Consider the following 24,872-nt stretch of genomic DNA (forward strand, 5'->3'; position numbering starts at 1 on the left):
ATGACTGTGCTGAAGCCGGGTGCGCTCGGCCCACCCACCGACCCGACGACGCCGGCCGAGTTCGCCGCCTCCATGGCTGCCGCAATCGAGGATGCCTACTGGAACTCGCTGGCAGCCGACGGCAAGCGTCTCTTCGACCGCACCACCAACACCGAGAGCGACCGCGATCGACGCCGTATCTTCGTCGCGATCGCCCAAGGGGTGACGGGACACCTGCGCGTCAACGCCGCTGCCCTGCGGGTGACGGCCGACGTTCCACTGCCCCCCAACACGCATATCGAGATCGACGTGACGCCATGACCGATCCTGGTGTCACGATCGTCACCGGTGCCCTCGCTGGAGGGGCGCGGGCCGACCTGGCGGTGCCGGCGGCGGCGCGCTACCTCGATGAGCCGATGCGGATCGACGGAAGCGGCCGGACCACCCTGGCCACCAGCGACGAACACGTCCGCGACCTCATCCGCGCAGTGCTCTTCACCGAGCCGTTCGAACGGCCGAATCGTCCCGACTTCGGTTGCGCCCTGAAGACCATGGTTTTTCTGCCCAACCACGAGGTGCTCGCCAGCGCCACCAAGGCACTGGTGCAGGGTGCGCTGCAGAAGTGGCTGGAGCTGGAGATCCTCGTCGTCGACGTCGCCGTCGAAGCGGTCGACGCCGAACTGCGCGTCACCATCGTCTACCAACGCCGCAGCGACGGCGGCCAGCGCCGGGAGACGTTCCGCGGCCGCTACGGGCAGGTGGGCTGAATGGGCAGCATCACCACCCTCATCGTCGGCGACCTCGACTATGCGGACCTACAGCAGCGCCGCAGCGACCTACTGGCGCACCCCAACCCCGCTCGGAACGGTATCCAGTACGTCGAAATCGATCCTGGCGACCACCGGATCGTCACCGTCACGTTCTTGCGTCCGGTGCCAATCGCGGCGTACGGCATTCCGGCAACGCCCAGTCTCGCGGTGTTCACCGGCGGCGTTCGCGTCACCGGCATCCATGTCCTGACCGCGACCCGGCTGGCCCCCGATCGCATTCGGCTCGTCACCGACAAGGCCGGCGACCACTCCCCCTACGCGCTCACCCTCACCCACCCCGATCTCGATCCCCCGCTGTCCCAGGTGCTGGTGTCATTCGTCGCGCCGTGCCCGACGGACGTCGACTGCCGCGCCGAGGATGACTGTCCCCCTGAACTTCTCGACGAACCGCTGATCGATTATCTGGCCAAGGACTTCACCAGTCTGCGTCGCATGCTGCTGGACGTGGCGGCCACCCGCCACCCCTCGTTCACCGACGGCAACGTCGCCGACCTGGCCTACACGCTGGTCGAGGCCCTCGCCTACGAGGGTGACCGACTCGCCTACTTCCAGGACGCCATCGCGGCCGAGGCCTATCTCGACACCGCGCGGCAACGCCGCTCCATCCGGCGCCATACCCGACTCGTCGACTACGAGTTGCACGAGGGCCGCAATGCCTGGGCGCCAATCGCATTCACCGTGAGCAGGGCCGGAACCGTACCGATGCGGACCTCGGTGCTCACCCGATTGGGTGCGCCGCTGACCCCTGGCGCGCCGCCGCCCGGCCCGCTGATCGACGCGCAGTGGACCGCTCCGACCGCCGCCGACAAATTCGAGCACACCCCGGCTCTCAGCGACGTGGTCGTCTTTGAGACCTGCCACCCGGTCAAGTGCTCGCCACGCAACAACGAGATCCAGATCCACACCTGGGGTAACGACGAGTGCGTGCTCGCCGGCGGCACCACCGAGGCCTATCTCTACAGCGTGGACAGCGCCGGCACGGGCGGCGTCGCCCGTAGGCCGGTCCTGGCCGACGGCGACTTCGTCGTATTCGAGCACGCCCGGGGCAGCGAAGGGGTCGGCCTGCCCGTCGACGCCGACGCGACCAAGCGGACCTTGGTGCGCATCGAGGGGCCGCCGGTGCCCACAACCGACGAGCTGTACTCCAACACCATCGCCAAGATGGTTGATCCGGTTTCCGGTGTCGCACAATGGGAGCTGAAGCGGTGGACCTCCGGACCGGTGCTGCCCCTGCTTCGTGTGCGGTGGCGACGCCAGGACGCGCTGCCCTTCCCCCTGTGCCTGAGCACGCGCACCGAGGACGGCCGCCGGCTACGGTCGATCACCGTGGGGCGCGGCAACATCGCACTCGCCGACCACGGCCGAACCGTGCGCGAGGAAGTCACGCCGATCGTGCCGGGTCGCATTCCGGTGACGATTCGATTGCCCCAGGGACCGCTGACCCAGGCGATGCCGGCGGCAGACACCGCGACCGACGCGACCGGCCTTGCCACCACCGAACGCACCGACCTGTCCGGCACCGCGCACGACGCGGTGCCCGCCGTGAACATCGTCGTCACGACCTCCGCCGGTACCGACGTCTACGTCGCCGTCCCGGATCTGCTCGACTCGACGCCGTTCGACCTCACCCTGGTCGCCGAGCCCAGCGGATCGGTGGCCGGGGACGCCGACGTCACCCGCAGCGGCGGGCGCAGCGACGCCGGCGCGATCGTGCGCTTCGGCGACGGCACCTACGGGGCGACCGCGACCAGCCCCGACCCCACCAATCCGGCGAGTTATGAAGCCGTGTACCGGATCGGCAATGGACATGGCGGACTCGTCGGCAGTGACACCCTCGTGCACTACAGCGTGCAGTCTTCCGGTGGAAACCTGCCGACGATCACCGCCGTACGCAACCCCCTGCCCGCGGCCGCCGGTGTCGATCCCGAGGCGGTGGAGCACGCCCGCCACGCTGCGCCGGTGGCCTTCGCCGTCGACCAGCGCAGGGCCGTCACCGAATCCGATTATGCGGATGCGCTGCTGCGCCTACCCTCTGTGCAGAGCGCCGTGGCGCGCTTTCGCTGGACCGGCAGTTGGTTGACCGTCTTCGCCAGTGTCGATCCGGCAAGTTCGGAAGATATCGTCGACCTCAGCGACGGACGCAGCGCCCTCAGCCCGGCGCTCCAACTCGAGGTCCGTACGCAGCTGAATCGCTTCCGGCTCACCGATTACGACGTCGAGCTGCGGGCACCCGAGTTCGTTCCCCTCGACATCGCAATCGACCTGTGTGTGCTGCCAGGCCAGTTCCGCGCGGACGTGGTCGCCGACGTCCGCAGGCGGATGGGAAGCGGCTGCACCCCCGACGGCCAACCGGGGTTCTTCCATCAGAGCCGGACCGTCTTCGGCTCCCCTGTGCGCCTCTCGGCGATCTACGCCGCGGTCGCCTCGGTACCGGGCGTCGACACCGTCACGGTCACCCGTTTTCGGCGCCTCGGCCAGCCCGACAATGGCGAACTGGACCGCGCGGTGATCGAGCTCGGGCCATCCGAGATCGCGCGCTGCGACAACGATCCCGACTTCACCGAGCACGGTGTCCTCGCGATCACCGCACACGGAGGCAAGGCATGAACGCTCCCCAGTGTTGCGGCGGCACCGGCGGTCGGTGCACGTGTGGTGCGTGCGAACGGAGCTCACACGTCAAACGGCCGGACAACCGGCCCCGACTGCCTGTAATCGACACCCGCATCGGCACATTCGCGTCCCTTCGCGAGCTCATGCTCGACGAGATCGGAGCCAGACCCGAGTTGCGACACCTGTCCACCCGCGCATCCAGCGATCACGCGGTCGCGGTCCTGGAACTCACTGCAGCACTGGCAGACGTGCTCACCTTCTACAGTGATCGCGCCGCCAACGACGCCTACCTCGGCACCGCCACCGACCGGCGCTCCGTCGAACGGCTGACCCGGCTCGTCGGCTACCGACCGCGACCTGGTGTGGCGGCGATGACCTGGCTCGAGTTCACGATGGAGGCAGCCACGTCGGCCACCGCGCCCGCGGGCCTCCCGGTACAGGCCACCGCCGACCCCAACTCACCGACAGTTGCCCCGCCGACCTACGAGACGCTCGAAGCCGCCCAGCTTGATGCGCGCTTCAACCGAATGCGCGTGACTCTGCAGGCCGCTCCACTGCCCGCGTTCGCCGCGGGCAGCACGCACGCCATCCTGGCTCGCGGCGCTGCAGCGCTGACGACCGCCCTGCACGCAAACGACACCGTCCTGCTGTTCGGCGCGGCCGCAGGGCAGCTGGAGCGAAAGTCGGTCGCAGCCGCGACCATTGACGTGGATCGCATCCGCATCTCCTGGACGACCCCGATCGCCGGCACTGCCGGTGCCAGCCCCCGGTCGTGGCGCACCACCCGCAGTCTCGCCGTGTTCGGCGCGCACGCCCCGCCCACCTACAACGTCATGGTGTCCGACTCCACCGCCCCCGGCGGGGTGCGCTGGACCACCGCGATCACCAGCTTTCTGCTGGGCGCGGGGGCCTCCACGATTCCCGTCGACGCCCCCATCGACGACATCGCCGTCGGTACCCACCTTCTGGTCGAAACCTCAGGACCGCCCGTACTCGTCACGGTAACCGCAATCGGCCGTTCCGCCACCACCGTGGGCCCGCTCACCGATGCGGCGCCGACGATCAGCGTGACGCCGGCCCTGCCGGCCTACGACCTGCGCACGGTCCGACTGCACGTCCTGGCCGGACCCGAACTCACCTGGTGGGGCGGTGAAGCCAAGACAACCTTCGCTGGTAGCGCCTACCTGCCGGTGTTCCGCGCCGAGCTGCCCAACGGCACCGCCGGGGTCGAGCTGGGTCGACGAATCGAGCGCGATGCGTGGGTGCCCGGGGAGGTACTGGACACCGCCGAGCTCGCCGCCGGACGGGCCGCGATCCTGTCCTGGTTCGACACCGATGCGCCCGGCGCCCCACCCCCGCAGGTGCTGAGGCTGCAACGTCGGCCCGACCTACCGGTGTTCGACGCCAACGGTTTCGCCATGCTGCGGCTCGATCTGGTGTCGACGGCGGGCACGCCCGGCACGGCCCCGGAATGGCCCGCCGCGGCCGAAGCCTGGCTTGCGCTGAACGTGCTGCGCGCGAGTCACGGAGCCTCTACCGTCGAGACGGTGGGCAACGGCGACGGAACGATCGCCTTCCAACGGATGGCCCTCGCCAAGCAGCCGGTCACCCATCTGCCCGCCGAAGTTCCCGGCGGCCTTGCCTCCACTTTGCGCGTGTACGTCGACGGCGTGGCCCGAACCGAAGTCGCGGGGATCTACGGGCACAACGCCCACGATCCGGTGGTGACCACGGCAACGCGGCCCGACGGCATCACCGAGATCTGCTTCGGTGACGGCGCCGACATGGCCGCCCGCGCATCGACGGGCGTCGGCAACGTCGCGGCGACCTACCGAGTCGGATCCGGCCTCGCCGGACGCGTCGGCGCAGGACGGCTCAACGCGCTCCTGGCCAAACCCGCCGGGGTCCGCTCGGTCACCAATCCGTTGCCGTCGGAGGGCGGCGCCGACCCCGAGCCGGCCGACCAGGCCCGCCGGAATGCGCCGGCCAGTGTGCGTGCACTCGGACGTGGAGTGTCGCTGCGCGACCTTGCCGATCTGCTGGTCGGCACTGGGCTGGTCACCGAGGCGCAGGCGATCTGGCTGTGGAACGGCCTCGACTGGATGATTCACATCACCGTGACCGCTCCCCTCGGTGCCGCGCTGGGCCCGGACGTGCTGACCACCCTGGCCCGCTCACTGGACTCCACACGCGACACCAGCCACCTGCTGCGCATCGCAGACTCCACCAAGGTTCCGGTCACGGTCAGCGCGTCGGTCGTGATCGATGCGCGGGTCGAGAAGCCCGCCGCGGTATTGGCTGCCGTGGACTCCGCTGTGCGGAATCGGCTGGATTCCAACCGATCCGGGCTCGGGCGCGCAGTCACGGCCAGTGACCTCATTGCCGGCTGCGCGGCCGTGCCCGGGGTGATCGGCGTCGATCTCGACGATCTGATGTTCGCGCCGTCCGCGGCATTCGATTCCGCCGAGTTGAGCCACCGGGGTGTACTGATGGCGCCCGACGGCACCCCCGTGCGCGCGCAGCCGAGGCTGCGGCTGCTTCGTGCGCATCCCGACGTGACCCGCGGCGTCGTGCTACCGGCCGAGCTGGCCGTCATCGCGCAACCCGGCGACGTGCGCATCATCGACGGAGGAAGGGCATGACGACCGACCCGCGCCTGGACCGACTGTGGAATCTCCTTCCCGCGCATCTCCGTTCGGGCGACCTCGAGGCCCAGCACGTGCTGCAACCGCTACTGCAGATCGCCTCGCGCGTACTCAACGACGTCGAGGACGATCTCTGGCAACGCTTCGACGACCTCTTCATCGAGACGGCGGCCGACTGGGCCGTGCCCTACATCGGCGAACTGGTCGGCAACGACGCACTATTCGACGGCGCCCGCGCCGACGCGGCCCGCACCGCCACCGGGTTGTTCACCGATCTCGCACCCCACGACCTGCGCGCCCCGATCGCCGCCCGGGTGCGCGCCGACGTCGCCCGAACGATCTACTACCGCCGACGCAAGGGCACCCCGGCGATGCTGGAGGAACTCGCACGAAACGTCACCGGCTGGCCGGTGCACATCGTGGAGTGCTTCGAGCTGCTCGACTGGCCGCAGTTCCTCGAACATCTGCGCCCGCAGGCCGCCCTGCTCGACGTGCGCAGTCCCGAGCGCTGCGAGCGCGCGATCGGTCCGTTCAGCGATGCGGTCCGGTGTGTGGACCTCCGAGAGCCCACGTTGGGCGGCAGCCGCGGTGCCGTGGTCGCCGAGGGCGCACTGGTGCCGGTGACCAGCACCGACTCCGAGGCAGTGGTCGACAGGCGGGCCGTCGACCCCGTCTCCCCGCCCTACGCGCCGAAGAACGTTGCGTTCTTCGCCTGGCGGATTCAGGCCAGTCCGTTGGTCTTCGTCCCGGCCAAACCGTCGGCGGTCTGCCCGTTCGGATGGAGCTTCAGCCCGCTCGGCAATCCGGCACCACTGTTCAGCCGCTGGCTGCGCGAGGGCGACGCCGACGGTCTGGTGACGGAGTTGCAGGTGCCGCAGCCGATCCGGCGTGGCCGATTCGCCCTCGACATGGACTCCTACGTGGCGCGCCCACCCGTGCGCGCGCTGGCGACCGATTTCTACGGGAACTTCCGCGACCTACCGGGCGTCGGCCTGCCGCCCGCTCCGCAGACCTCGATGACGGTCTACCTCGACGGTGTCGCCGTCCGCCCGTGTGCCAATCCGGCCGGTGTCGGCGCCGCGTGTGCCCCACGCATCCGCTGCGTTCGGGTCGACGACTTCGCCACCGCGCAACAGCCGCCAGGCAAGGTCGTCGCGCTCGACGTCGTGAATGGTCGCCTTCTGCTCGGCGCCGGTCTGCTACCCGATCCGGCCGCTCCCCCGACGGTTACCGTGTCGTCATTCGTCGGGCAGGCAGCAGGTTTCGGCGGTGGCGGGTATGACCGGCGCGCCTGGATCGTCCCGGATGCGCCCCCGCCGGGCACACCGATTCAGCGCATCCACGTCGGCACCCGGCCGCGGCCACCGGGTATCAAGCCACTCCCGCCGCAGGTTTCGGCGCTCTCGACCGCGGTCGCGCAGTGGGACGCCGGCGGCCGACGCCCCACCGTGATCGTGATCGACGACAGCAGCACCTACGCGCTACCCGGCACCATCATCTTGGACAACGACAGCTGGCTGGTCATCGAGGCGGCCGACGGTGAACGCCCGCTGCTGCGCACACCGCAGGCCGGGACTCGCATCGACGCCGCGGTGCCCGCGGGCACCCGGGACTACCTGTCGACGCTGACACTGAGCGGTGTTCTCGTGGAGGGGCACCTCGACGTGATCGGGCCGATCAACCGACTGCGGTTGTGGCACTCGACGCTGGTCCCGGGCCGGCGATTACGCGAGAACGGCGAGCCGGACACCACCCGGCCGTCGATCGTGGCCTCGGGAGGGGCGGATCTCACCCAGCTGCGCGTCGAGGCCGCCTTCTCGATCCTCGGACCGATCAGTCTGCCGCCGTCCATCGACCACGTCACGATCCTCGACTCGGTCGTCGACGGCCTCGACGTTGGTGGAGCGTTGGCGGGGCCGGCGATCGTCGGGACGGGCGGAGCCACAACCGATCTCGGGCCACCGCTACGGGCCGAACGCTCGACGGTGCTGGGCGCAGTGCACGTGGTCAGTCTTGACGCGTCGGAGTGCATCGTCACCGGTCACGTCGAGGTCCAGCAGACCCAGCATGGCTGCGTGCGGTTCAGCTATCTTCCACTCGATTCGATCAGCCCGCGACGGTTCCGCTGCCAGCCCGAACTCACCGCGCGCCAAGCGGCCGACGTGGCCGTCGCCAACGGACTCGCCGCCGACCCGCTGCTCACCCTCGCCCAGCAACAGGCGATCGCCGGAACCGCGCGCGCCGCCGTCGTAGCAGTTCTCGCCCCTTCGATGGCCGCCCGCCGGTATGGGCGGCCCGAGTACGGACAGCTCGCATCGTCGTGTCCGGCCGAGATCACGGAAGGCGCCGAGGACGGCAGCGAGATGGGTGCGCTCTGCCACGTCAAACAGGCCCAGCGGGAATCGAACCTACGCATCCGCCTTGCCGAGTACCTGCCATTCGGGCTGGATCCGGCCCTGACCTACGTGACCTGACAGGGGGCCCACCAATGGCCGGTGACCACAGCAGCTACAGCTTCCGGCCGACGAACGACTTCGTCGGCGTGTTCGAGCAGCAGGGCCGCGTCCGCCTCGACGCGAACCTCAACGAACTCGTCGACCTAATTGATCGTCGACTACGCGCCACCGCGCTCGACACCCTCGGCCCTGCCGTCGTCCCCGCCGAGACTCCCGACGCGTTCCGGCTCAAAATCACCCCGGGTGCACTGTCTTTCGGGGCCGGACGCGCCTACGTCGACGGCATCCAGGTCGACAATCACGGCATCGGCATACCGGCCCCGACACTGCACTTCGACCCGCACCTGGAGGAACTGCGGGGCACCGACCGCCTTCCGTACAGCTCCCAGCCCTATCTGCCCGTACCCCCGGCGCTCCCCACCTCCGGCACCCATCTGGTGTACCTCGACGTATGGCACCGCGAGCGCACGTGGGCCGAGGACCCGACGCTGCTCGATCCCGCTTTGTACGGCATCGACACCGCGGTTCGGCGACAGGTCGTCTGGCAGGTGAAAGTGCATGAAGCCGATACACCCGGCCTGCAATGCGACACCCCCGACGGGCAGATCCCGGGCTGGGCGGACATCATCCGACCGAGCGCATCGCGGCTCACCACCGCAGCGGTCGGGGTCCCGGCCGCGTTGGACCCGTGCGATGTACCGCCGCTAGGCGGCTATCGCGGTCGCAGCAACCGGCTGTACTGCGTGGAGATTCACGATCCAGGGCCGGTCGGCGTGGCGACCTTCAAATGGAGCCGCGACAACGCGTCGCTGGCATCACCGGTCACGGCGATCGCCGGCGCCGATATCAGCGTCGTGCGCCCGGGCCGTGATGCGCTCCTGCGGTTCACCATTGGCGATGTCATCGAAGTCACCGACGACGTCCACGAACTCGACGGTCTGAAGGGTGAGATGGCCGTGGTTGCCAATGTCGATGACGCGCGCGGGGTGGTCACCCTGGCGGCACCGCTGGGCGGGGTGTTCGACGTGACCCGCGGTGCCCGCATCCGGCGATGGGACCAGTCCGGCGGGCTGGTCACGGCCGCTCACGTCATGCAGCTCACCGCGGGGCCGATAGTGTTGGAGGACGGTGTTCAGATCGAGTTCACCCTCGACCCGGATATCGCCGGCGGCGTGTTCCGCTCGAACGAGCGCTGGGCGTTTCGAGCGCGTGTCGCCGACGCGTCGGTCGAAGTGCTCGATCACGTTCCCCCGCGCGCACCCCACCACCACGTCGCGCGTCTCGGGTTCGTCGACTTCACCAACAATGCCGTGCTGAGCGACTGCCGGGTGCCCTGGCCAGGTTCGGGCGACTACGACTGCCAGGACTGTGCCTGCGATGTGTGCGTCACCGCTATCAGCCACAACAGCGGGGCGCTGACCATCCAGGCCGCCGTCGACAAGGTGCGGGACCGGGGTGGCGTGGTCTGTCTGCAACCCGGTGTTTACGTGTTGCGCGAGACCGTCGACATGTCGCGGACGAACGCGGTGCGGCTACGCGGCAAAGGGTGGACGACCATCGTGCTCACACCGGGCCCCCTGCCGGCGTTCTTCGTCGATCGTGCCAGGGAGGTCACCATCGAGGAAATGACCGTGCTCGGCAACGACGGTCGATTCATGGACCGGCAGGAACCCGGCAACCAGGAGGAGCCCGGTAGGCCGGCCGCGCCCGTCGTCGCCACACCCGTCGCTACGGGCGGGCTCCTCGCTGGGCTGGGCGGCAACGTTGCGATCGCGGTGCGCAACACGATTGGCTTCGTTGTGCAGCGTTGCTCTCTGATCGTGCAGCCCACGCGCGCGCGGCTGCCCGCACTGACGTTGCTCGGCATCATCGCGGGGCTACGCGTGCGCGACTGTCAGATTCTGGGCGCCACGGCAATCGGCAACGCCCCCCTTGCCGCCAGTGCACCACGCGCCGAACGCGCATTCGTCGCCGATCAGCGCACGCCGGGACGTCTGCTACTCGCCCACTCCAGGATTGAGGACAACGTGCTCGTCGGTCTCCGCGCGGGCATCGCCTTCGTCGGTACGTCAATCCACCTCGGGGACAACGTAGTTGCCGACAACATTGTCGCGGCGGTGATCGCCGGGATCACCCACTTGGGCACCTCGCCTGCGGGTCCGACGGTGGTCAGGTCGAACATCGTCGCGGCCGGTTTCTACGGGATCATCGGCGGTCTGAATCCTGTCCGAATCGCCGACAACGAGATTATCGGCCTCAACACCCGCCTCAACCGGCTCGGCATTCCCGACCCCCGGGTACCCGACGAACCTGACGACCCTCTCCGCCCGAATCCGTGCGCACCGAAGAGCGTCGTGTACAAGGCAGGACCCATCGGGATCGTGACCGATGTCGGCGCGATGCGCGGCGGCCTCGGCCTGCCCGCGGCGGTCCTCGTTACCGACGGCCTGGGCTTCGGCGGACGCATCGAGTCGGTGCGTATTGGGGGCAACGAGGTGGAGGAGTTCCTCGGTTTCGGCATCATGGTCCAGGCCGCCGTGGCGACCACGATGATTCACGGCAACCGCATCAGCCGAGTCTCCCTTGACGGCATCGTCGTCACGGCCATCCGTGGCGGCGCGGTGTCGGTGCACAACAACGTCATTCGCGGTGTCGGCTACGAGGCCCGTGAGCAGCGCCACGCCCCAGCCACGGATCCGCGAGTACTCGCCGCCATCGCCATCGGGCCGGCGCGGGAAGCCGATGTCCGCGCCAACCAGGTGCTCGGTGTGCGATCGATAGTGGCGCAGACTGTGGCGGGCGTGTGGATCGAAGGTGCCAATAACTCCCAGGTCGCCCTCAACACGGTCAATGATGTCAGCGCTCCCGAAGGATTGTCGTTCGGTATCGCGGTTCGGGCGCCGTTCGACCGGACCGATATCAGCGAAAATCGGGTTCGCCAGGAGTCCCCGCGGAGCCGCTACACCGGCGTGTCGATCGGGGGGCTGGTGACATTGCGGCCCACAGGCCGCGAAGCGGACTATCACCTGGTGGGACTCAAGTTCGGGCGACTGATCATCGTCACCGACGTCGGTACCTGGTGGTACGGCGACGACAGAATCGTGCACCTGCAGGTGGGTCGCGAACTCGGGGCGGTGCACGGCAATACCGTCGACGGCACGGGTCTCCGTCCCATGGTGCAGATCATCGTGGGCGGGAACGCGCTGCTGAACGACAATCGAATCGTGTTCGTCCCCGACGAACGCGGCGCCGCGGTACGCATTGGCGCTGACTCCGCCGTCGTGTCTGCGAACTACGTCGAGACGCGACCGGACGCGTCTGCGGTGGCAATCGACGCGGACCCGGCCAAGGTCGCGATCTCGACCAATGTCACGAACGGCGACCTTCGGATCAACGGCGCACCGCTGGCGCCACCCTGGGACGCCATGAACATCGCGACCCCCTGATCGACATCACCGCACCGAGGAGAAAGCACCATGTCGGCGAAAACGCCCGAGAAGCCAGAGGATCCGCGGATCGGTTACCAGTCGCACGAGTTGTTGCGTCAGGCCCTGGAATCTGCCCGTGAGCACGTCGCGGCGGCAGCCGATGCCTCCAAAGCGGCAATGACAGCGAGCGAGCCGGAGGTCGCGCAAGCCCGCCGAGCCGCGCGAAGGGACGAGCCGGAAGGACTGCAGGCCATAGCGAACACGCACCACGGTCACGGCCAGATGATCACAACATCTGCCGCCGAGCACAGCAAGGCGATCGACGATCTGATCCTTGACCTGGCGGAGCTTTTCAACACCTGACTAGCTGCGTCGCCATCACGACGGCGATTGGCCGCGGTACACCTAACTTTGAGGGCCCTCCCTGATCTGCGGGTCTGCATTGACACAGGCATCGATTCGGGGGCGTAGCGATTCCTCATCGATTGCGACCCTCGCCATCGCAGACGGAGGAATATGCAGTAATCGAATATGCAGCGTTACCAGTAGCGTAGAACGGCGCTGGCGCACGGCGATCCCCTAGTCAGCGCGGTCGACCAACCGAGGTTCGGGCTGCGGCAACGGACTCGCCCCCTCCGGTCGCAGCCCGTCGAAGATGATCGCCAGATACCGACGCCACAATTCCGGCGGCGGATCGGGCATTCCCTCCGCCACGTGTACCGGCGCGCACATCAGCAAGAAGACATCGGTTGCGGTGACGTCGGGCCGAATCGCGCCCGCGGCACGGGCGTTGTCGACAAGCGTCCCGACGCCGGCGAGCACATCGTCACGGATGGCTATCACCCTGGCGTCGCTGGCACTGGCCGTCTGCAGGTAGGTCAGATCATGCTGGCGTCGTTGATCGGCAGCGACGGTGAGGAACTCCAACAGCGCTGCCCCAGGGTCATCTGCCTCCGCCAACCGCGCTGCGGCATCGGTGAGGATGACCATGTGCTCACAGACGAGCGCGACCATCAGGTCTTCTTTCGTGGCGAAGTGCCGAAACACCGTGCCTTTTGCCACTCCTGCGCGACGGGCGATATCCGCCACCGAGGCCTCGGCGCCGCGCTCGGCGAATACTTCCTCGGCCGCGGCCAGCAGCGACGCGCGGTTGCGCGCGGCGTCGGAACGCAGGGCGCGCGCAGGTGTCGTCATGCCCGCATGCTACCAAGTTGACCGACCGGTCATGTTAGACCTACAGTGGTCAGCGAAGGTGACCAACCGGTCACCTTGAGTGACTCACTGAAATACGTTGGAGGACAGATGGAACTGGCAGGCGCCACGGCGTTGGTCACCGGATCCAATCGTGGCATCGGCACCTCGTTCGCGACCGAACTCCTGCGTCGCGGTGCCAAGGTGTACGCGACGGCACGTCGGCCACAGCTCGTCGATATCCCCGGGGCCGAGGTGCTCGAGCTGGACATCACCGACCCGGATTCCGTGCGAGCAGCCGCCGACACCGCCGGGGATGTGGACCTTGTGATCAACAACGCCGCCGACACCGCAGGGGGCAGCCTGGTCACCGGCGACCTCGAAGCGATCCGCCGGGTGATGGAGTCGAACTATTTCGGCACGTTGAATGTCATCCGGGCATTCGCGCCGATTCTGGCGCGTAACGGCGGCGGTGCCATCGTCAATGTGCTGTCGGCGGCCGCGTGGCTCACGGTGGAGGGCAACACCGCCTATGCGGCGGCCAAGTCTGCCGAGTGGGGGCTCACCAACGGTGTGCGTCTCGAATTGGCTGATCAGGGAACACAAGTCGTCGGTCTCATGCCCGGCCTGATCGGCACCGAGACCCTGTTCGACTTCGCCCGCGCGGCCGGGATCGAATTTCCCGACGGCGCGGTCACCGAGCCGGCCGACCTGGTCGCGCTGGCCCTCGACGGACTGGAGGCGGGCGACATCGAGATCGCCGATGCCATCGGGTTGCAGGCCAAGGCCAGCCTCGCCGGGCCGCCACAGGCCTTCGCTCTCTAGTACACAGCTACGACATCATTCTTGGACTCACGCGGGGGTGAACGTGAACCTCGTCTCGCCCACCGGGCCGCTGGTGCCACAGGGATTGGGACCGTTGAGCGTATAGAGCCCGTTGGAACCGTCCAGGTTGAAGGTGGACCGGGCGATCACATCCACCGGACGCCCATCCGGGCAGAACGCGCCACCGGGGACGAATTGGTCGAGCACATAGTGGTTGCCCTGGATGTGCGCCTGACCCTGGTCGTTGTTCGACGTGAGGTTGAACAGCGAGATGCAACCGGGGCCACAACTCGTCACCCGGATCAGGCTTTCGGTGACGACACCGTTGGCCATGACACTGCGGTGGTGGTAGTCCCCCGGAGCGAGATCCGCGTTGGCGGGTGCAGCCAGACCGACGCTCACGGCGGCGCAGCCCGTCGCGATCGCGCCGATGATCATGTTCTTCATACCGTCGAGTGAACACCGCCACACCGGATACCGATCCCAACTTGGCAAAACCGATCGGCGCCGGTAGTTCGCCGTCTTGCCAGCTCCGGGGATGTCGGTTATGCATAGGGCCATGGCAGATCGATCGGCGGAGCTCTCCTCGTTCCTGCGGGCGAGGCGCGAAGCTGTGACGCCACAAGACGCCGGCCTCGTGCCCGGCGCCGGCCGGCGGGTTCAGGGCCTTCGCCGCGAAGAGCTGGCACTACTTGCCGGACTGAGCACCGACTATTACCGGCGGCTGGAACAAGGCCGGGAACGCCGACCCTCGCTACAGGTCCTGCGCGCGCTCGCGCGTGCGCTGCAACTCGATGCGCACGCGACGGCCTATCTCATCTCGCTGGTGCACCCTGTCCCCCAGGCCGTGCCCACGCGCGCATCCTCCGTCTCCGCGGGGATCCAACTCCTCCTGGACGCCGGTTTGCGCGTGCCGGCAATCGTCGTCGATGTGGGCCTCAACATCCTCGCGATCAACGCGGCCGGTCGCGCGATGTACAGCGGCTTCGGCGACACCGCCAACCTTGCCCGCATGGTGTTCCTCGACCCTGCTGCCACAGAGTTCTATCCCCAGTGGCACCAGGTGGCCACTCAGGTCGTCGGCAACCTTCGTTCCGGCCTGACCCGATTCCCGAATGACGATCGCGTCGCCGAGGTGGTCGATGAGATCTCGCCGCGCAGTTCCGTATTCGCCGAACTATGGGCGACCCACCACGTGCGCCCGCGCGCCAGCGAGGACAAGGTGTTCCGTCATCCACAAGTCGGCGAGCTCCATCTGCACTTCGAGGCGCTCGAGGTCGCCGGAGCGCCCGACCAGCGGCTGTTTGTCTACTGTCCGCCTGAGAACGGGCCGTCCCCCGACGCCGTCATGCTGCTGGAATCGCTGACCACGGCTTCCACGTTGGCCTGACCCGCGTGGGCCGCCATGCTCGGTCAGCCGACAGCCGCAGTGAGCTGCGCCAGCTGTTCCGGGGTCAGCTGCACGTCGGCGGCAGCCACATTCTCCTCCAGATGCGTGCGTTGCGACGTGCCGGGGATGGGAAGCATCACCGGTGAAACCTGCAACAGCCAGGCGATCGCCACCTGCCCCACACTGCACTCATGCGCGCGGGCGACCGCAGCGAGCGCTTCGTGGGCCTCCGGCAGCCCGCCCTGTGCCACCGGCGCCCACGGAATGAATGCAAGCCCATCGCGCTCACACACGTCCAGCATGTCGCTCGCACTCCGGTCGATGACGTTGAACCGGCTTTGGACACTGACGATATCGGCAATCTGCCGTGCTTCGTCCAGCTGCGCCACGGTGCACTGAGACATGCCGATGTCGCGGATCTTGCCCTCGTCCTGCAGCGCTTTGAGTTCCCCGATCTGTTCTGCGAGCGGCACTTTCGGATCCACCCGGTGAAGCTGCAGCAGATCGATCTGGTCGACGCCCAACCGGCGCATGCTCATCAGCACCTGCTGGCGCAGATATTCGGGCCGTCCGACCGGCGGCCACGCCGCGGGGCCCAGGCGTGTCGGCCCGGAGTCAGTGTCGATGACGTCGGGTCCGTTACGGGTCAGGCCGGCCTTTGTCGCGATGATCACGTCGTCGGGGTACGGATGCAGCGCCTCATACAAGATCTGTTCGGCGACATGCGGACCGTAGGAGTCGGCTGTGTCGATGAACTGCACGCCGAGTTCGACCGCCCGACGAGCCACGGCAATGCACTCCTGCCGATCCTGGGGCTCACCCCAGATCCCGCGGCCCGTGAATCTCATCGAACCGAAACCCAAGCGCGACACCGTCTTACCGGCGATCGTAATCGTCTTCGGATTGGTGCTCATCATGCAACTACCTCCAGTTTCTGCGTTTGCAATCTGGCTCTCGCGCCCTGATGCCGGCCCGAGGAACCTCACTGCACTGACCTTAGGCACAGGTCGGCGGACCTAGGGGGACGCGATACACCCCCCTGGTTCGGGGCATCTGGCGGAATCAATCTGGTGCACAAAGCGTTACACCGTGCCGCCTCGAGCGACCGCATCGAACTCGCAGAACATCTCGATGAAGTAGTCGGGCTGCTCCTCGGCTACCCAGTGGCCGCAGTCCGGGACGAGCCGATCCGTCACGCTATGAGCGACCTCTTCGCACATCGCGCGGAAATGCCGTGCGAGAGGATTGGACGCTCCTCCCGATGCCAGCACCGGGATGGTGAGCTTGCCGTGTTGGCGCAGCTCGCTGCGATTGACTTCGGCGTCGCGGTCGAGTTCCCGGTAGAGCTCACACATGGCGCGCATCGCTCCGGGAGCTTCGTACGCGCGGGCGTAGACGTCGAGGTCGTCGCCGGAAATCGCATCCGGTTGGTAGGTCAGGTCATCGAAGAAACGGTTGACGTACCACCGTTCACGTCCGTGCGTGAGATACACGGCGACATCCGGGTTGGCGTGAAAGGCGAACTGCCACGCCGACTTCTGAGCCACGCGCCAGTCGTAGTAGGCGGTGCCCGGCAACGGAGCTTCCATGAAGGTCGCACTCACGACCTCATCGCGGTACCGCAGCGCGAAACTCAGCGCCAGCATCGACCCGAGATCATGTCCGACGAGGGAGATGGGCTCCGCCACCTTGAGGGTGTCGCGGACCAGCCTGTGGACATCACCGGCCATGGTCCACTTGTCGTACCCGTCACGAGGTTTGTCGGACGCGCCGGCGCCGCGGTAGTCGGGCATGATCACCCGGTATCCGGCGGCGGCGAGCGGCATCATGACCTTGCGCCACTCGTAGCGTGTCTGCGGGGCGCCGTGCAGAAGCACGACGGTCTTGCTGCAATCAGACGGGGTGACCACCGTGTACCCGATACGAACGGTTTCATCCGGGTCCGCCCAGGCCCGGCCGTGGTGGACATGGACATCGTGCGCTGCCGTCATGTTCCGTCTCTCTGTATGCGCGTACCTGTTGACGGCCAGTGTCATCCCCGCGTCCACGCCGTCGGGGGGAACAAGCCGGCCCCCCGGCCGCAACAGATCACCGGTAGGGCCATCCACCGTTTTCAACGGCACGCACCGCGGTTTCAATCCGGCCGGGAGATGCGGACCCGCCGTTCACTGTGACGATTCGTCGAAGAATTCTGATGGCGGCCTGCTTTCACCAGGTGCAAGATCGGGGTATGAAAAAGTACTCGACCCGCACGGCGTTCGCCGTTCTCGCCGCCGCTCCCATCGCCGCCATGTCGCTGTTCGGCGCGGGGATGAGTTCGGCGGAGCCACTGAATTGCGTCAACGGCCAGTTCTGGGATCCGATCACCAACACGTGTCAGACACCGCGTCCTGCGGAAGCCTGTGCGCCCGGTCAGTACTGGAACGCCTTGTCCAACGTCTGCCGGCCACTGGGCCTGCTGTAGTCCCACCACCCCGGTTCAGAACCGGCCGCGCGGATCCCGCCCGGTCCAGGCGACCAGGCGGTCGATGGCGGGAGCATCGTCCGGCACCGAGACAGCGTCGGCGAACGGGACCGCAACCTCGTCGAAGCCCCTGGCAGCCGAGATCGCCTCGAAGAGCGCCCGACGGTTCTCGGCCGGCAGTATCAGGCGTGCTCCGTCGAAAGCCGCCGCGACGACGGTGTCATCCCAGTCGGGTTGCTGACCGGTCGCCGTTGCCAGATCCCAGGTGTGGACTGTCAGCTCGGAGGAATAGGACGTCAGCACCTCGGCGCCACTGCCTTCGATCCAGGGCAGTGCCATCGGTCGTTGGAGAACTGCGTCGTCGCTCCAGGCATCCACCGCCTGTCTCCCGAACTCTGCCCAGGCCTCGGGCCAGCAATTGTCGGACAACGGGGTTTCCCTGACCGCGAAGGGATCTGACCCATCGCCGAGCGCGGCGATTCTGCCGAGCACGCCGACGAGGTGTCCCACGAGTGCCCGCACGTCCATGCCCGCGCACGGTGTGGGGTCATCGAGCTGGTCCACCCGGACACCGGCGATGACGACGCCGCCGGTGGTGATGGCACGGTGCAGGGTCGGCCGGGGATCTGGGCTGATCGGTGTCAACATGGCGCCATTGTGGCGGCCTGAACCGGTCACCTCTTGACCGGTTTTATGTGAGAGTTTTGGTTCATGCGGGCCGACCGGCTGGTAGCCACCCTCCTTCTGCTGCAGCAGCGTGAGCAGGTCACCGCGGCGGAGGTCGCCCGGGAGTTGGAGGTGTCCGAGCGCACTGCCCGCCGGGATCTCGACGCGTTGAGCGGCGCCGGGCTGCCCGTTTATGCCATCCCCGGCCGAGGAGGCGGGTGGCGGCTGTTGGGCGGCGCTCGCACCGACCTGTCCGGGCTGACCGCCGACGAGGCACGCGCGCTGTTCCTGGTCGCCGGACCCGCGTCGGTGGCGACCCCGAGTGTGAAAGCCGCTCTGCGCAAGCTCATCCGCGCGCTGCCCGAACCCTTCCGTGACGAGGCCGTGGCGGCCGCGACATCGGTCGTCGTCGACCCACGCGACTGGGGATCCAGCCGGCCCGAACCGCAAACACCCCGGTTTCTCGACGGCTTGCAGAGGGCGGTGATCCGAGGCGTCCAGGTGCGTCTCGGCTATGTCGATCGAGCGGGCTCACAGACCGAGCGGACCGTGCATCCGTTGGGCATCGTGACCAAGGGGCCGACGTGCTACCTGATGTGCGAGACCGAGATGGGTCGGCGGACCTTCCGGATCGATCGCGTCTGCTCGATCGAGTTGACCGACGATCCTGTCGAACGCCCACCGTCATTCGACCTTGCCGACAGCTGGCGCGAGATCGCCGATGACGTTGATCGCAGGCGCACTCCCCTCGCGGTCCGGGCGGTGTGCGCCCCGGACGGATTCGCACTGCTGCGGAAGGTGGTGGGCCGGCGCCTCGAAGTGGGCGGCTCCACGCCGGACGGCCACATCGAGGTCGTCATCCGCGGCCGCGACGAGTACGCCCTCGCGGGTGAACTCGCCTGGCTCACAGCGTGGCTCGACGTCACCGAACCACAAGGCGTGCGTGACCACCTCGCCGCGATCGGCGTTGCGTTGGTCGCACGGTACGGGTGAAGCCCACGCTCGGCCCGGATTGAACCGGGAGAAAACGGGGCACCCGCAGATCGACGAGCCCGGGGCGCCGAGCCCCCGATGGAAGAAAAGAGCGCCAACATGACCATGCCCAGTGACGCCGCCGATGCAGTCGAGTCCCAGGGACCCAACGAGGGCCCGCGCGATCACGACCAGGCCGACACCGAGCATGCGCCCTACGTCGACGACGACAATGTCCCCCACCCCGGTGACGCCAACGAAGCCGACTGAGCGCGGCGTGAAATCCCCGATATGACGCGACGGGCCGTCTAACCTCCGTGGACGGGTGCCGCGCCGACGTCATGGAGGAAGATGAACCCCGTTGCCGATTTCGACTACGTCATCGTGGGCGCAGGCAGTGCGGGCTGCTTGCTTGCCAACCGGCTCAGCGCCAACCCTGCGCACCGCGTGCTGCTGATCGAAGCCGGCGGCAAGGACAACTGGTTCTGGATCAAGGTGCCGGTCGGCTATCTGTACACCATTGCCAACCCCCGCACCGACTGGTGCTTCACCACCGAACCCGACCCCGGCCTCGCCGATCGCAGCATCCTGTACGCACGTGGGCGCGTGATCGGTGGCTGCTCGTCGATCAACGCGATGATCCATATGCGCGGGCAGGCCTCCGATTACGAATTGTGGGCACAAGCCACCGGTGACGACCGATGGCTCTGGGGCGGCGCCGACGGTCCAGGCGAAACGCTGTCCATCTTCAAGGATCTGGAAGCCTACTTCGGCGGGGCCGACGAATGGCACGGGGCGGATGGGGAGATCCGCGTCGAGAAGCCGCGGGTGCGCTGGAAGATCCTGGATGCCTGGCAGTCCGCCGCCGAGCAGGTCGGCATCTCCCCCATCGAGGAGTTCAACCGGGGAAGCAACGCCGGCAGCGCGTACTTCCACGTCAACCAACGCCGCGGCCGCCGCTGGTCGATGGCCGACGCGTTCCTGCACCCCATCGCGCACCGATCCAATCTGACGGTCTACACCCAGACCCAGGCATTGCGGCTGCTGATGGACGACCAGGTGCGCGACGATCACCGGCAGGGTGCGTGGACGACGGCTGTGCATCGTGCCACCGGCGTCCGGTTGCTCAAGGACGGCCACACCATCGACGTGCGGGCCCGCCGGGAGGTGATCCTGAGCGCCGGAGCCATCGGATCGCCGCATCTCATGCAGGCCTCCGGGTTGGGCCCGGCCGGCCTGTTGAACCAGCATGGCGTCCCGGTGGCCGTCGATCTGCCCGGGGTCGGCGAAAACCTGCAAGACCACCTGCAATTGCGCACGGTCTATCGCATCCGCGGCGCCCGTACCGTCAACACCCTGTATCGCAACTGGATCACCCGGGCCGGGATGGGTCTGCAGTACGCGGCGATGCGGTCGGGCCCCCTGACGATGCCGCCCTCCACGCTCGGCGCCTTCGCCAAGAGTGACCCCACGCTGGCCAGTCCCGACCTGGAATGGCATGTGCAGCCGTTGTCCTTGGCCAAGTTCGGCGAGCCGCTGCACCGCTTCGGCGCGATCACGCCCTCGGTGTGCAATCTGCGTCCCACCTCACGCGGTCATGTGCGGTTGGCCGACGCGGACCCGCTGACCTATCCGAAGATCACCTGCAACTACCTTTCCACCGACGCCGATCGCGACGTCGCGGTCCGGGGACTGCGGATGACGCGCCGGATCATGGCGGCGCCCGCGCTGGCCCGTTACCAGCCCGACGAGTTGCTTCCCGGGCCGCAACTGGTCAGCGATGACGACCTTGCCCAGGCGGCCCGGGAACTCGGGACCACCATCTTCCATCCGGTGGGCACCTGCGCGATGGGCGCTTTCGACAGCCAGGGCAGGCCACGGTCCACATCAACGGTGCTGGACACCGATTGCCGGGTGCACCGCGTCGCGGGTCTGCGGGTGATCGATGCGTCGGCCATGCCCACCATCACCTCCGGGAACACCAATGCGCCGGTGATGCTGATCGCCGAGCGCGCGGCGCGCGCAATCCTGCGCCGACCCGGCACGGAATAAACCCGGACGCGAGGAACTTGGCTCAAAGGTCGTCACTTTCCCGACTCAGGAGCACCCATGACCCGTCCCGTCCGCGTCGCCGTGCAGATCCAACCCGGTGGAGCACCTGACTACCGCACCTGGCGCGATGCCGTTCTGGGCGCCGATGACCTCGGCGTCGATGTGATCTTCGGCTACGACCATTTTCATCGTCCGGCCATGAAGGCCATCGTGGACGGCAAGCCGGTCATGTTCGACGAACAACCCGATGTCACCAACTTCGAGGGGTGGACCGCTCTCGCCTCGTGGGGTGAGATCACCTCGCACGCCGAGATCGGACTCCTGGTCACCGGCGTCGGATACCGCAACCCGGACCTACTGGCCGATATGGCTCGGACGGTCGACCACATCAGCGGGGGCCGGCTGATTCTCGGTCTCGGTGCAGGATGGTACGAAAAGGATTACACCACTTACGGTTACGATTTCGGCACCTTCGGTTCACGCTTCGATCTGTTCGACGAGAGCCTGATCCGGATCGAGCACCGACTCGCCGCGTTGATCCCGCCGCCGGTGCGCAAGTTGCCTATCCTCATCGGCGGTACCGGCCCCAAGCGCTCGCTGCCCGCCGTCGCCAGACACGCCGACATCTGGCATGCGTTCCAGGAAATCGATGCCTTCCGCCGGTCCAGCGATCGTGTCGATGAACTGGCAGAAACGTTCGGGCGCAACGGCGCCGACATCGAACGCTCCACACTGTGGCAGAGCCCCGAGAGCGCGGATGCCTACCGTGCGGCCGGCGTCACGCTGTTCCAGACCGAACTCACCGCCGACGACGGATACGACCTGGGCCCGCTCAAGCAGGTACTGGCCTGGCGGGACAACGGGTGAGCGCGCGGGCTCAGCGCACCCCCTGATTTCCGTAGCGCCCACCGGCCACGTTGTCGCTGAGCGGTTGTAACTGCGCCAGCGCATCGGCATCCAGCGCGACGTCGAGGGAGGCAACGTTCTGGTCCAGCCGTTCGGCGCGACGCGTCCCGGGAATGGGCACCACGGACACGCCCAGCCGCGGTGCCTGGGCATACACCCAGGCCAATGCCACCTGGGCCGGTAGGACACCGAGCCCTTCGGCGACGGTGCGGACGGTCTCGGCGATTGCCTGGTTCTGCTGTCCGGCAGCACCGGTGAACCGCGGATTGCGGACGCGAAAGTCGTTGGCGTCCAAGGTGGCCGTCTGCACCGCTCCGGTGAGGAATCCCCGGCCCAGCGGGGCGTAGGGCACCAGTCCGATGCCCAACTCGGCCATGGTGGGGGTGACCTCTTCGACATCTCGTGTCCACAGCGAGTATTCGCTCTGCACGGCAGCGATGGGATGTACGGCGTGGGCTCGGCGTAGCAGGTCGGCGCTGACCTCGCTGAGGCCCAGATAGCGGACCTTGCCGGCGTCCACCAGTTCGGCCATCGCGCCGACGGTCTCCTCGATCTCGGCGTTTTGCGGCGGCCGGTGCAGATAGAGCAGGTCGATATGGTCGACGCCCAACCGCAACAACGAAGCATCGCAGGATCGCCGCACGTAGGGCGGATCACCTCGGTGGACGCGGCGGTCGTCGCCACTGCTGCGGTCGATCCCGAACTTGGTGGCGATCTGGACGGCGTCGCGCCTGCCCGCGATGCCGCGTCCCAGCAGCACCTCGTTGTGGCCGGCGCCGTACTGGTCTGCCGTATCGAACAGGGTGAGTCCGATGTCGATGGCGTGCCCGATGGTCGCGATGCTGGTGTCCCAGTCGGTGGCGCCGTAGTACTCACTCATCCCCATGCAGCCCAGGCCTTGAGCTGACACGTCGAGGCCGCCGAGAGTGCTTCTCCTCATATTCGGTCCTTTCGCGGTGGACTCCCCTGCCACTTCGATGGTCAAGTGATTGCGACCTGCGCACAATGGGTGCAATACACCCAGGAACGAGTCCGACTGTCGGCCTAGGTTTGCCGTATCGGCCCGTCGTTCATGCAATGGCCGGGCTCACCTTCCAACCAGAGGACACGACTTGTGATTGCTCTCAACACCGCTGAACTCGACCGATACCTGGCCGAAGACCCTGACGGGCCGGTGGTCATGCTGAATCTGCTGCGCTTCCGGCCCGCCGGCGGGCGCGAGAAGTACCTCGAGTACATCGACCAGTTCTCCTCGACCGGCGTGCAGGCGCGTTACGAGGTCGAGGTGCTGTACGTCGGGGCCGGTGGCATCGCGCTGGCTGCGGAGCCGGGGCAGGACTGGGACATGGTGGCACTTGTTCGTTACCCATCCCGTAAGGCCTTCGTGGACATGATCCAGGACCCGGATTACCAACGCTTCGAACACCTTCGCGCCGAGAGTCTTGTCGAAGCCGTGCTGCAGGCCACCACGCCGGCTTCGGCCTGACAGCCGCAACGCCGGCGAGTCAGCGCATAACCTGATGCCGACCACGGTGTCGGGTGTGAGGGAGAAGGACATGGGTCTGGCCGACGGCGGATTCAGGAATCCCGGCAGACGGCAACGCTACGACGTCGTGTACGACGAGGCGCGGGCGCTGAGCCCCCTGCCCGATGCCGAACTCGATGTTCCGACCGACTTCGGTGATGTCCGGGTCTACCGGCACGGACCGGCAGGAGGCACGTCCGTGGTGCTGATCCACGGATTCTTCCTGACCTCGGCGATGTGGTGGGAGCAGGTGGCCGGCCTGGCCGATGAGTTCACCGTCTACACACTGGACATGCTCGGCCAACCAGGGAGAAGCAGTCAATCCGCAGCTCTGCGAACGCCCGGCGATTGCACGTCCGTCATCGATGCCGTGCTGCAGCGCCTCAATCTCGATGATGCACATCTGGTCGGACATTCCTATGGCGGTTGGCTTGCCACCCATACTGCGGCCTTGGCTCCCGATCGCGTGCGAACCCTCACCCTCATCGATCCTGCACATACGGTGGTGCGTCTCGATCGGCGTTTCTGGCGGGGCCTCGCAGTGCTGCTCACCAGACCTCGATCCACCGGTGCTGCGCGTGCCGCGTCATGGATCACCGGGCAGCCGGAATCCGGCAGCGCCATCGCTACGCTGACTCGGCTCTTCCTGGCCGGCTTCGACGCATTCTCGCGCCCTCGGACGGCTCCGATTCGCCTTGCTTCCGACGATCTGCTTCGGTCGGTGCGGCGACCGGTTCAGGTTCTTCTGGCCGGCAACACCATTCACGACTCCACGATGGGCGTCAGCCGTGTCGGCTCGGTGGTACCGGAATGGCAACATCGATTGTGGCCGTCCGCGTCACATTTCCTGCCGGCGGAATTCCCGGACGATGTGAACCAGTGCATCCGGGATTTTGCCGACCAGCACTCCCGATAGAGGCTTACGGCATCGAG

General features: G+C 67.4%; 22 protein-coding genes. 16 read left to right on the forward strand and 6 right to left on the reverse strand.

Annotated features, from left to right (window positions below; all coding sequences use genetic code 11):
• The 7 genes from BST17_RS01955 to BST17_RS01985 all read left to right on the forward strand — a co-directional run bounded on the left by BST17_RS01955 (position 1) and on the right by BST17_RS01985 (position 12,311).
• Positions 1–300, forward strand: a complete 300-nt coding sequence (locus tag BST17_RS01955) for a hypothetical protein (RefSeq protein ID WP_083055025.1) — start codon at positions 1–3, stop codon at positions 298–300.
• The gene (locus tag BST17_RS01960) at positions 297–746 is read left to right on the forward strand and encodes a GPW/gp25 family protein (RefSeq protein ID WP_083055027.1); all 450 of its coding nucleotides are present in this window, start codon (positions 297–299) and stop codon (positions 744–746) included. The genes BST17_RS01955 and BST17_RS01960 overlap by 4 nt, the downstream gene beginning before the upstream one ends.
• Positions 747–3,416 (forward strand): baseplate J/gp47 family protein, encoded by a 2,670-nt coding sequence (locus BST17_RS01965; protein ID WP_083055029.1) that lies wholly within the window; start codon positions 747–749, stop codon positions 3,414–3,416.
• Between the two features lie 146 nt (positions 3,417–3,562).
• On the forward strand, positions 3,563–6,061 hold the full coding sequence (locus BST17_RS01970; RefSeq protein ID WP_083055031.1) for a baseplate J/gp47 family protein: 2,499 nt from the start codon (positions 3,563–3,565) through the stop codon (positions 6,059–6,061).
• Positions 6,058–8,538, forward strand: coding sequence for a hypothetical protein (locus BST17_RS29540; protein WP_083055033.1), 2,481 nt, complete (start codon positions 6,058–6,060; stop codon positions 8,536–8,538). Before BST17_RS01970 ends, BST17_RS29540 begins: the two co-directional genes overlap by 4 nt.
• 14 nt (positions 8,539–8,552) lie before the next feature.
• Positions 8,553–11,966: a DUF6519 domain-containing protein gene (locus BST17_RS01980; protein WP_083055035.1), complete on the forward strand. Its 3,414-nt coding sequence runs from the start codon at positions 8,553–8,555 to the stop codon at positions 11,964–11,966.
• Positions 11,967–11,996: 30 nt separating this feature from the next.
• A complete protein-coding gene (locus BST17_RS01985) occupies positions 11,997–12,311 on the forward strand; it encodes a hypothetical protein (protein ID WP_083055037.1) in 315 nt (104 codons plus the stop codon).
• 216 nt (positions 12,312–12,527) lie between these two features.
• On the opposite strand, the gene BST17_RS01990 is transcribed toward BST17_RS01985, so the two are convergent.
• A complete protein-coding gene (locus tag BST17_RS01990; RefSeq protein ID WP_083055039.1) occupies positions 12,528–13,142 on the reverse strand; it encodes a TetR/AcrR family transcriptional regulator in 615 nt (204 codons plus the stop codon).
• Positions 13,143–13,250: 108 nt separating this feature from the next.
• On the opposite strand from BST17_RS01990, the gene BST17_RS01995 reads away from it, so the two are divergent.
• The gene (locus tag BST17_RS01995; protein WP_083055041.1) at positions 13,251–13,964 is read left to right on the forward strand and encodes an SDR family NAD(P)-dependent oxidoreductase; all 714 of its coding nucleotides are present in this window, start codon (positions 13,251–13,253) and stop codon (positions 13,962–13,964) included.
• A gap of 27 nt (positions 13,965–13,991) precedes the next feature.
• Here BST17_RS01995 and BST17_RS02000 read toward each other — a convergent pair whose 3' ends face one another.
• Entirely contained in the window at positions 13,992–14,411 is a 420-nt protein-coding gene (locus BST17_RS02000) for a hypothetical protein (RefSeq protein WP_083055043.1), read from the reverse strand.
• A 112-nt stretch (positions 14,412–14,523) separates the two neighbouring features.
• Here BST17_RS02000 and BST17_RS02005 point away from each other — a divergent pair, with 112 nt between their 5' ends.
• Entirely contained in the window at positions 14,524–15,354 is an 831-nt protein-coding gene (locus tag BST17_RS02005) for a helix-turn-helix domain-containing protein (protein WP_083055045.1), read from the forward strand.
• A gap of 23 nt (positions 15,355–15,377) precedes the next feature.
• Here BST17_RS02005 and BST17_RS02010 read toward each other — a convergent pair whose 3' ends face one another.
• Positions 15,378–16,268 (reverse strand): aldo/keto reductase, encoded by an 891-nt coding sequence (locus BST17_RS02010; RefSeq protein ID WP_234807496.1) that lies wholly within the window; start codon positions 16,266–16,268, stop codon positions 15,378–15,380.
• 168 nt (positions 16,269–16,436) lie between these two features.
• The gene (locus tag BST17_RS02015; RefSeq protein ID WP_165762187.1) at positions 16,437–17,345 is read right to left on the reverse strand and encodes an alpha/beta fold hydrolase; all 909 of its coding nucleotides are present in this window, start codon (positions 17,343–17,345) and stop codon (positions 16,437–16,439) included.
• Positions 17,346–17,584: 239 nt separating this feature from the next.
• Here BST17_RS02015 and BST17_RS02020 point away from each other — a divergent pair, with 239 nt between their 5' ends.
• On the forward strand, positions 17,585–17,818 hold the full coding sequence (locus BST17_RS02020; RefSeq protein WP_083055053.1) for a hypothetical protein: 234 nt from the start codon (positions 17,585–17,587) through the stop codon (positions 17,816–17,818).
• 15 nt (positions 17,819–17,833) lie between these two features.
• Here the strand turns inward: BST17_RS02020 and BST17_RS02025 are convergent, their stop codons facing one another.
• Positions 17,834–18,466, reverse strand: coding sequence for a TIGR03086 family metal-binding protein (locus BST17_RS02025; protein ID WP_083055056.1), 633 nt, complete (start codon positions 18,464–18,466; stop codon positions 17,834–17,836).
• Between the two features lie 63 nt (positions 18,467–18,529).
• On the opposite strand from BST17_RS02025, the gene BST17_RS02030 reads away from it, so the two are divergent.
• The 4 genes from BST17_RS02030 (at position 18,530) to BST17_RS02040 (ending at position 22,375) form a co-directional block, all read left to right on the forward strand.
• Complete coding sequence (locus tag BST17_RS02030) at positions 18,530–19,477, forward strand: helix-turn-helix transcriptional regulator (protein WP_083055059.1); 948 nt, start codon at positions 18,530–18,532, stop codon at positions 19,475–19,477.
• Between the two features lie 99 nt (positions 19,478–19,576).
• The gene (locus BST17_RS29155; RefSeq protein ID WP_165762188.1) at positions 19,577–19,726 is read left to right on the forward strand and encodes a hypothetical protein; all 150 of its coding nucleotides are present in this window, start codon (positions 19,577–19,579) and stop codon (positions 19,724–19,726) included.
• 81 nt (positions 19,727–19,807) lie between these two features.
• Positions 19,808–21,508 (forward strand): GMC family oxidoreductase, encoded by a 1,701-nt coding sequence (locus BST17_RS02035; protein WP_083055062.1) that lies wholly within the window; start codon positions 19,808–19,810, stop codon positions 21,506–21,508.
• 57 nt (positions 21,509–21,565) lie between these two features.
• Positions 21,566–22,375: an LLM class F420-dependent oxidoreductase gene (locus BST17_RS02040; RefSeq protein WP_083055065.1), complete on the forward strand. Its 810-nt coding sequence runs from the start codon at positions 21,566–21,568 to the stop codon at positions 22,373–22,375.
• A gap of 10 nt (positions 22,376–22,385) precedes the next feature.
• On the opposite strand, the gene BST17_RS02045 is transcribed toward BST17_RS02040, so the two are convergent.
• A complete protein-coding gene (locus BST17_RS02045; RefSeq protein WP_083055068.1) occupies positions 22,386–23,354 on the reverse strand; it encodes an aldo/keto reductase in 969 nt (322 codons plus the stop codon).
• 174 nt (positions 23,355–23,528) lie between these two features.
• On the opposite strand from BST17_RS02045, the gene BST17_RS02050 reads away from it, so the two are divergent.
• Together BST17_RS02050 and BST17_RS02055 are read left to right on the forward strand one after the other, a co-directional pair.
• The gene (locus BST17_RS02050) at positions 23,529–23,900 is read left to right on the forward strand and encodes a DUF1330 domain-containing protein (protein WP_083055071.1); all 372 of its coding nucleotides are present in this window, start codon (positions 23,529–23,531) and stop codon (positions 23,898–23,900) included.
• 70 nt (positions 23,901–23,970) lie between these two features.
• Complete coding sequence (locus BST17_RS02055) at positions 23,971–24,855, forward strand: alpha/beta fold hydrolase (RefSeq protein ID WP_083055305.1); 885 nt, start codon at positions 23,971–23,973, stop codon at positions 24,853–24,855.
• The last annotated feature ends 17 nt before the right edge of the window (positions 24,856–24,872 follow it).

Origin of the sequence: Mycolicibacterium bacteremicum (assembly GCF_002086115.1) — a bacterium.
Classification (GTDB): domain Bacteria; phylum Actinomycetota; class Actinomycetes; order Mycobacteriales; family Mycobacteriaceae; genus Mycobacterium; species Mycobacterium bacteremicum.

Coding starts and splice junctions, on each gene's coding strand:
- BST17_RS01955 (WP_083055025.1), top strand. CDS start 1: ATGACTGTGCTGAAGCCGGGTGCGCTCGGCCCACCCACCGACCCGACG.
- BST17_RS01960 (WP_083055027.1), top strand. CDS start 297: ATGACCGATCCTGGTGTCACGATCGTCACCGGTGCCCTCGCTGGAGGG.
- BST17_RS01965 (WP_083055029.1), top strand. CDS start 747: ATGGGCAGCATCACCACCCTCATCGTCGGCGACCTCGACTATGCGGAC.
- BST17_RS01970 (WP_083055031.1), top strand. CDS start 3,563: ATGCTCGACGAGATCGGAGCCAGACCCGAGTTGCGACACCTGTCCACC.
- BST17_RS29540 (WP_083055033.1), top strand. CDS start 6,058: ATGACGACCGACCCGCGCCTGGACCGACTGTGGAATCTCCTTCCCGCG.
- BST17_RS01980 (WP_083055035.1), top strand. CDS start 8,553: ATGGCCGGTGACCACAGCAGCTACAGCTTCCGGCCGACGAACGACTTC.
- BST17_RS01985 (WP_083055037.1), top strand. CDS start 11,997: ATGTCGGCGAAAACGCCCGAGAAGCCAGAGGATCCGCGGATCGGTTAC.
- BST17_RS01990 (WP_083055039.1), bottom strand. CDS start 13,142: ATGACGACACCTGCGCGCGCCCTGCGTTCCGACGCCGCGCGCAACCGC.
- BST17_RS01995 (WP_083055041.1), top strand. CDS start 13,251: ATGGAACTGGCAGGCGCCACGGCGTTGGTCACCGGATCCAATCGTGGC.
- BST17_RS02000 (WP_083055043.1), bottom strand. CDS start 14,411: ATGAAGAACATGATCATCGGCGCGATCGCGACGGGCTGCGCCGCCGTG.
- BST17_RS02005 (WP_083055045.1), top strand. CDS start 14,524: ATGGCAGATCGATCGGCGGAGCTCTCCTCGTTCCTGCGGGCGAGGCGC.
- BST17_RS02010 (WP_234807496.1), bottom strand. CDS start 16,268: ATGAGCACCAATCCGAAGACGATTACGATCGCCGGTAAGACGGTGTCG.
- BST17_RS02015 (WP_165762187.1), bottom strand. CDS start 17,345: ATGACGGCAGCGCACGATGTCCATGTCCACCACGGCCGGGCCTGGGCG.
- BST17_RS02020 (WP_083055053.1), top strand. CDS start 17,585: ATGAAAAAGTACTCGACCCGCACGGCGTTCGCCGTTCTCGCCGCCGCT.
- BST17_RS02025 (WP_083055056.1), bottom strand. CDS start 18,466: ATGTTGACACCGATCAGCCCAGATCCCCGGCCGACCCTGCACCGTGCC.
- BST17_RS02030 (WP_083055059.1), top strand. CDS start 18,530: ATGCGGGCCGACCGGCTGGTAGCCACCCTCCTTCTGCTGCAGCAGCGT.
- BST17_RS29155 (WP_165762188.1), top strand. CDS start 19,577: ATGACCATGCCCAGTGACGCCGCCGATGCAGTCGAGTCCCAGGGACCC.
- BST17_RS02035 (WP_083055062.1), top strand. CDS start 19,808: ATGAACCCCGTTGCCGATTTCGACTACGTCATCGTGGGCGCAGGCAGT.
- BST17_RS02040 (WP_083055065.1), top strand. CDS start 21,566: ATGACCCGTCCCGTCCGCGTCGCCGTGCAGATCCAACCCGGTGGAGCA.
- BST17_RS02045 (WP_083055068.1), bottom strand. CDS start 23,354: ATGAGGAGAAGCACTCTCGGCGGCCTCGACGTGTCAGCTCAAGGCCTG.
- BST17_RS02055 (WP_083055305.1), top strand. CDS start 23,971: ATGGGTCTGGCCGACGGCGGATTCAGGAATCCCGGCAGACGGCAACGC.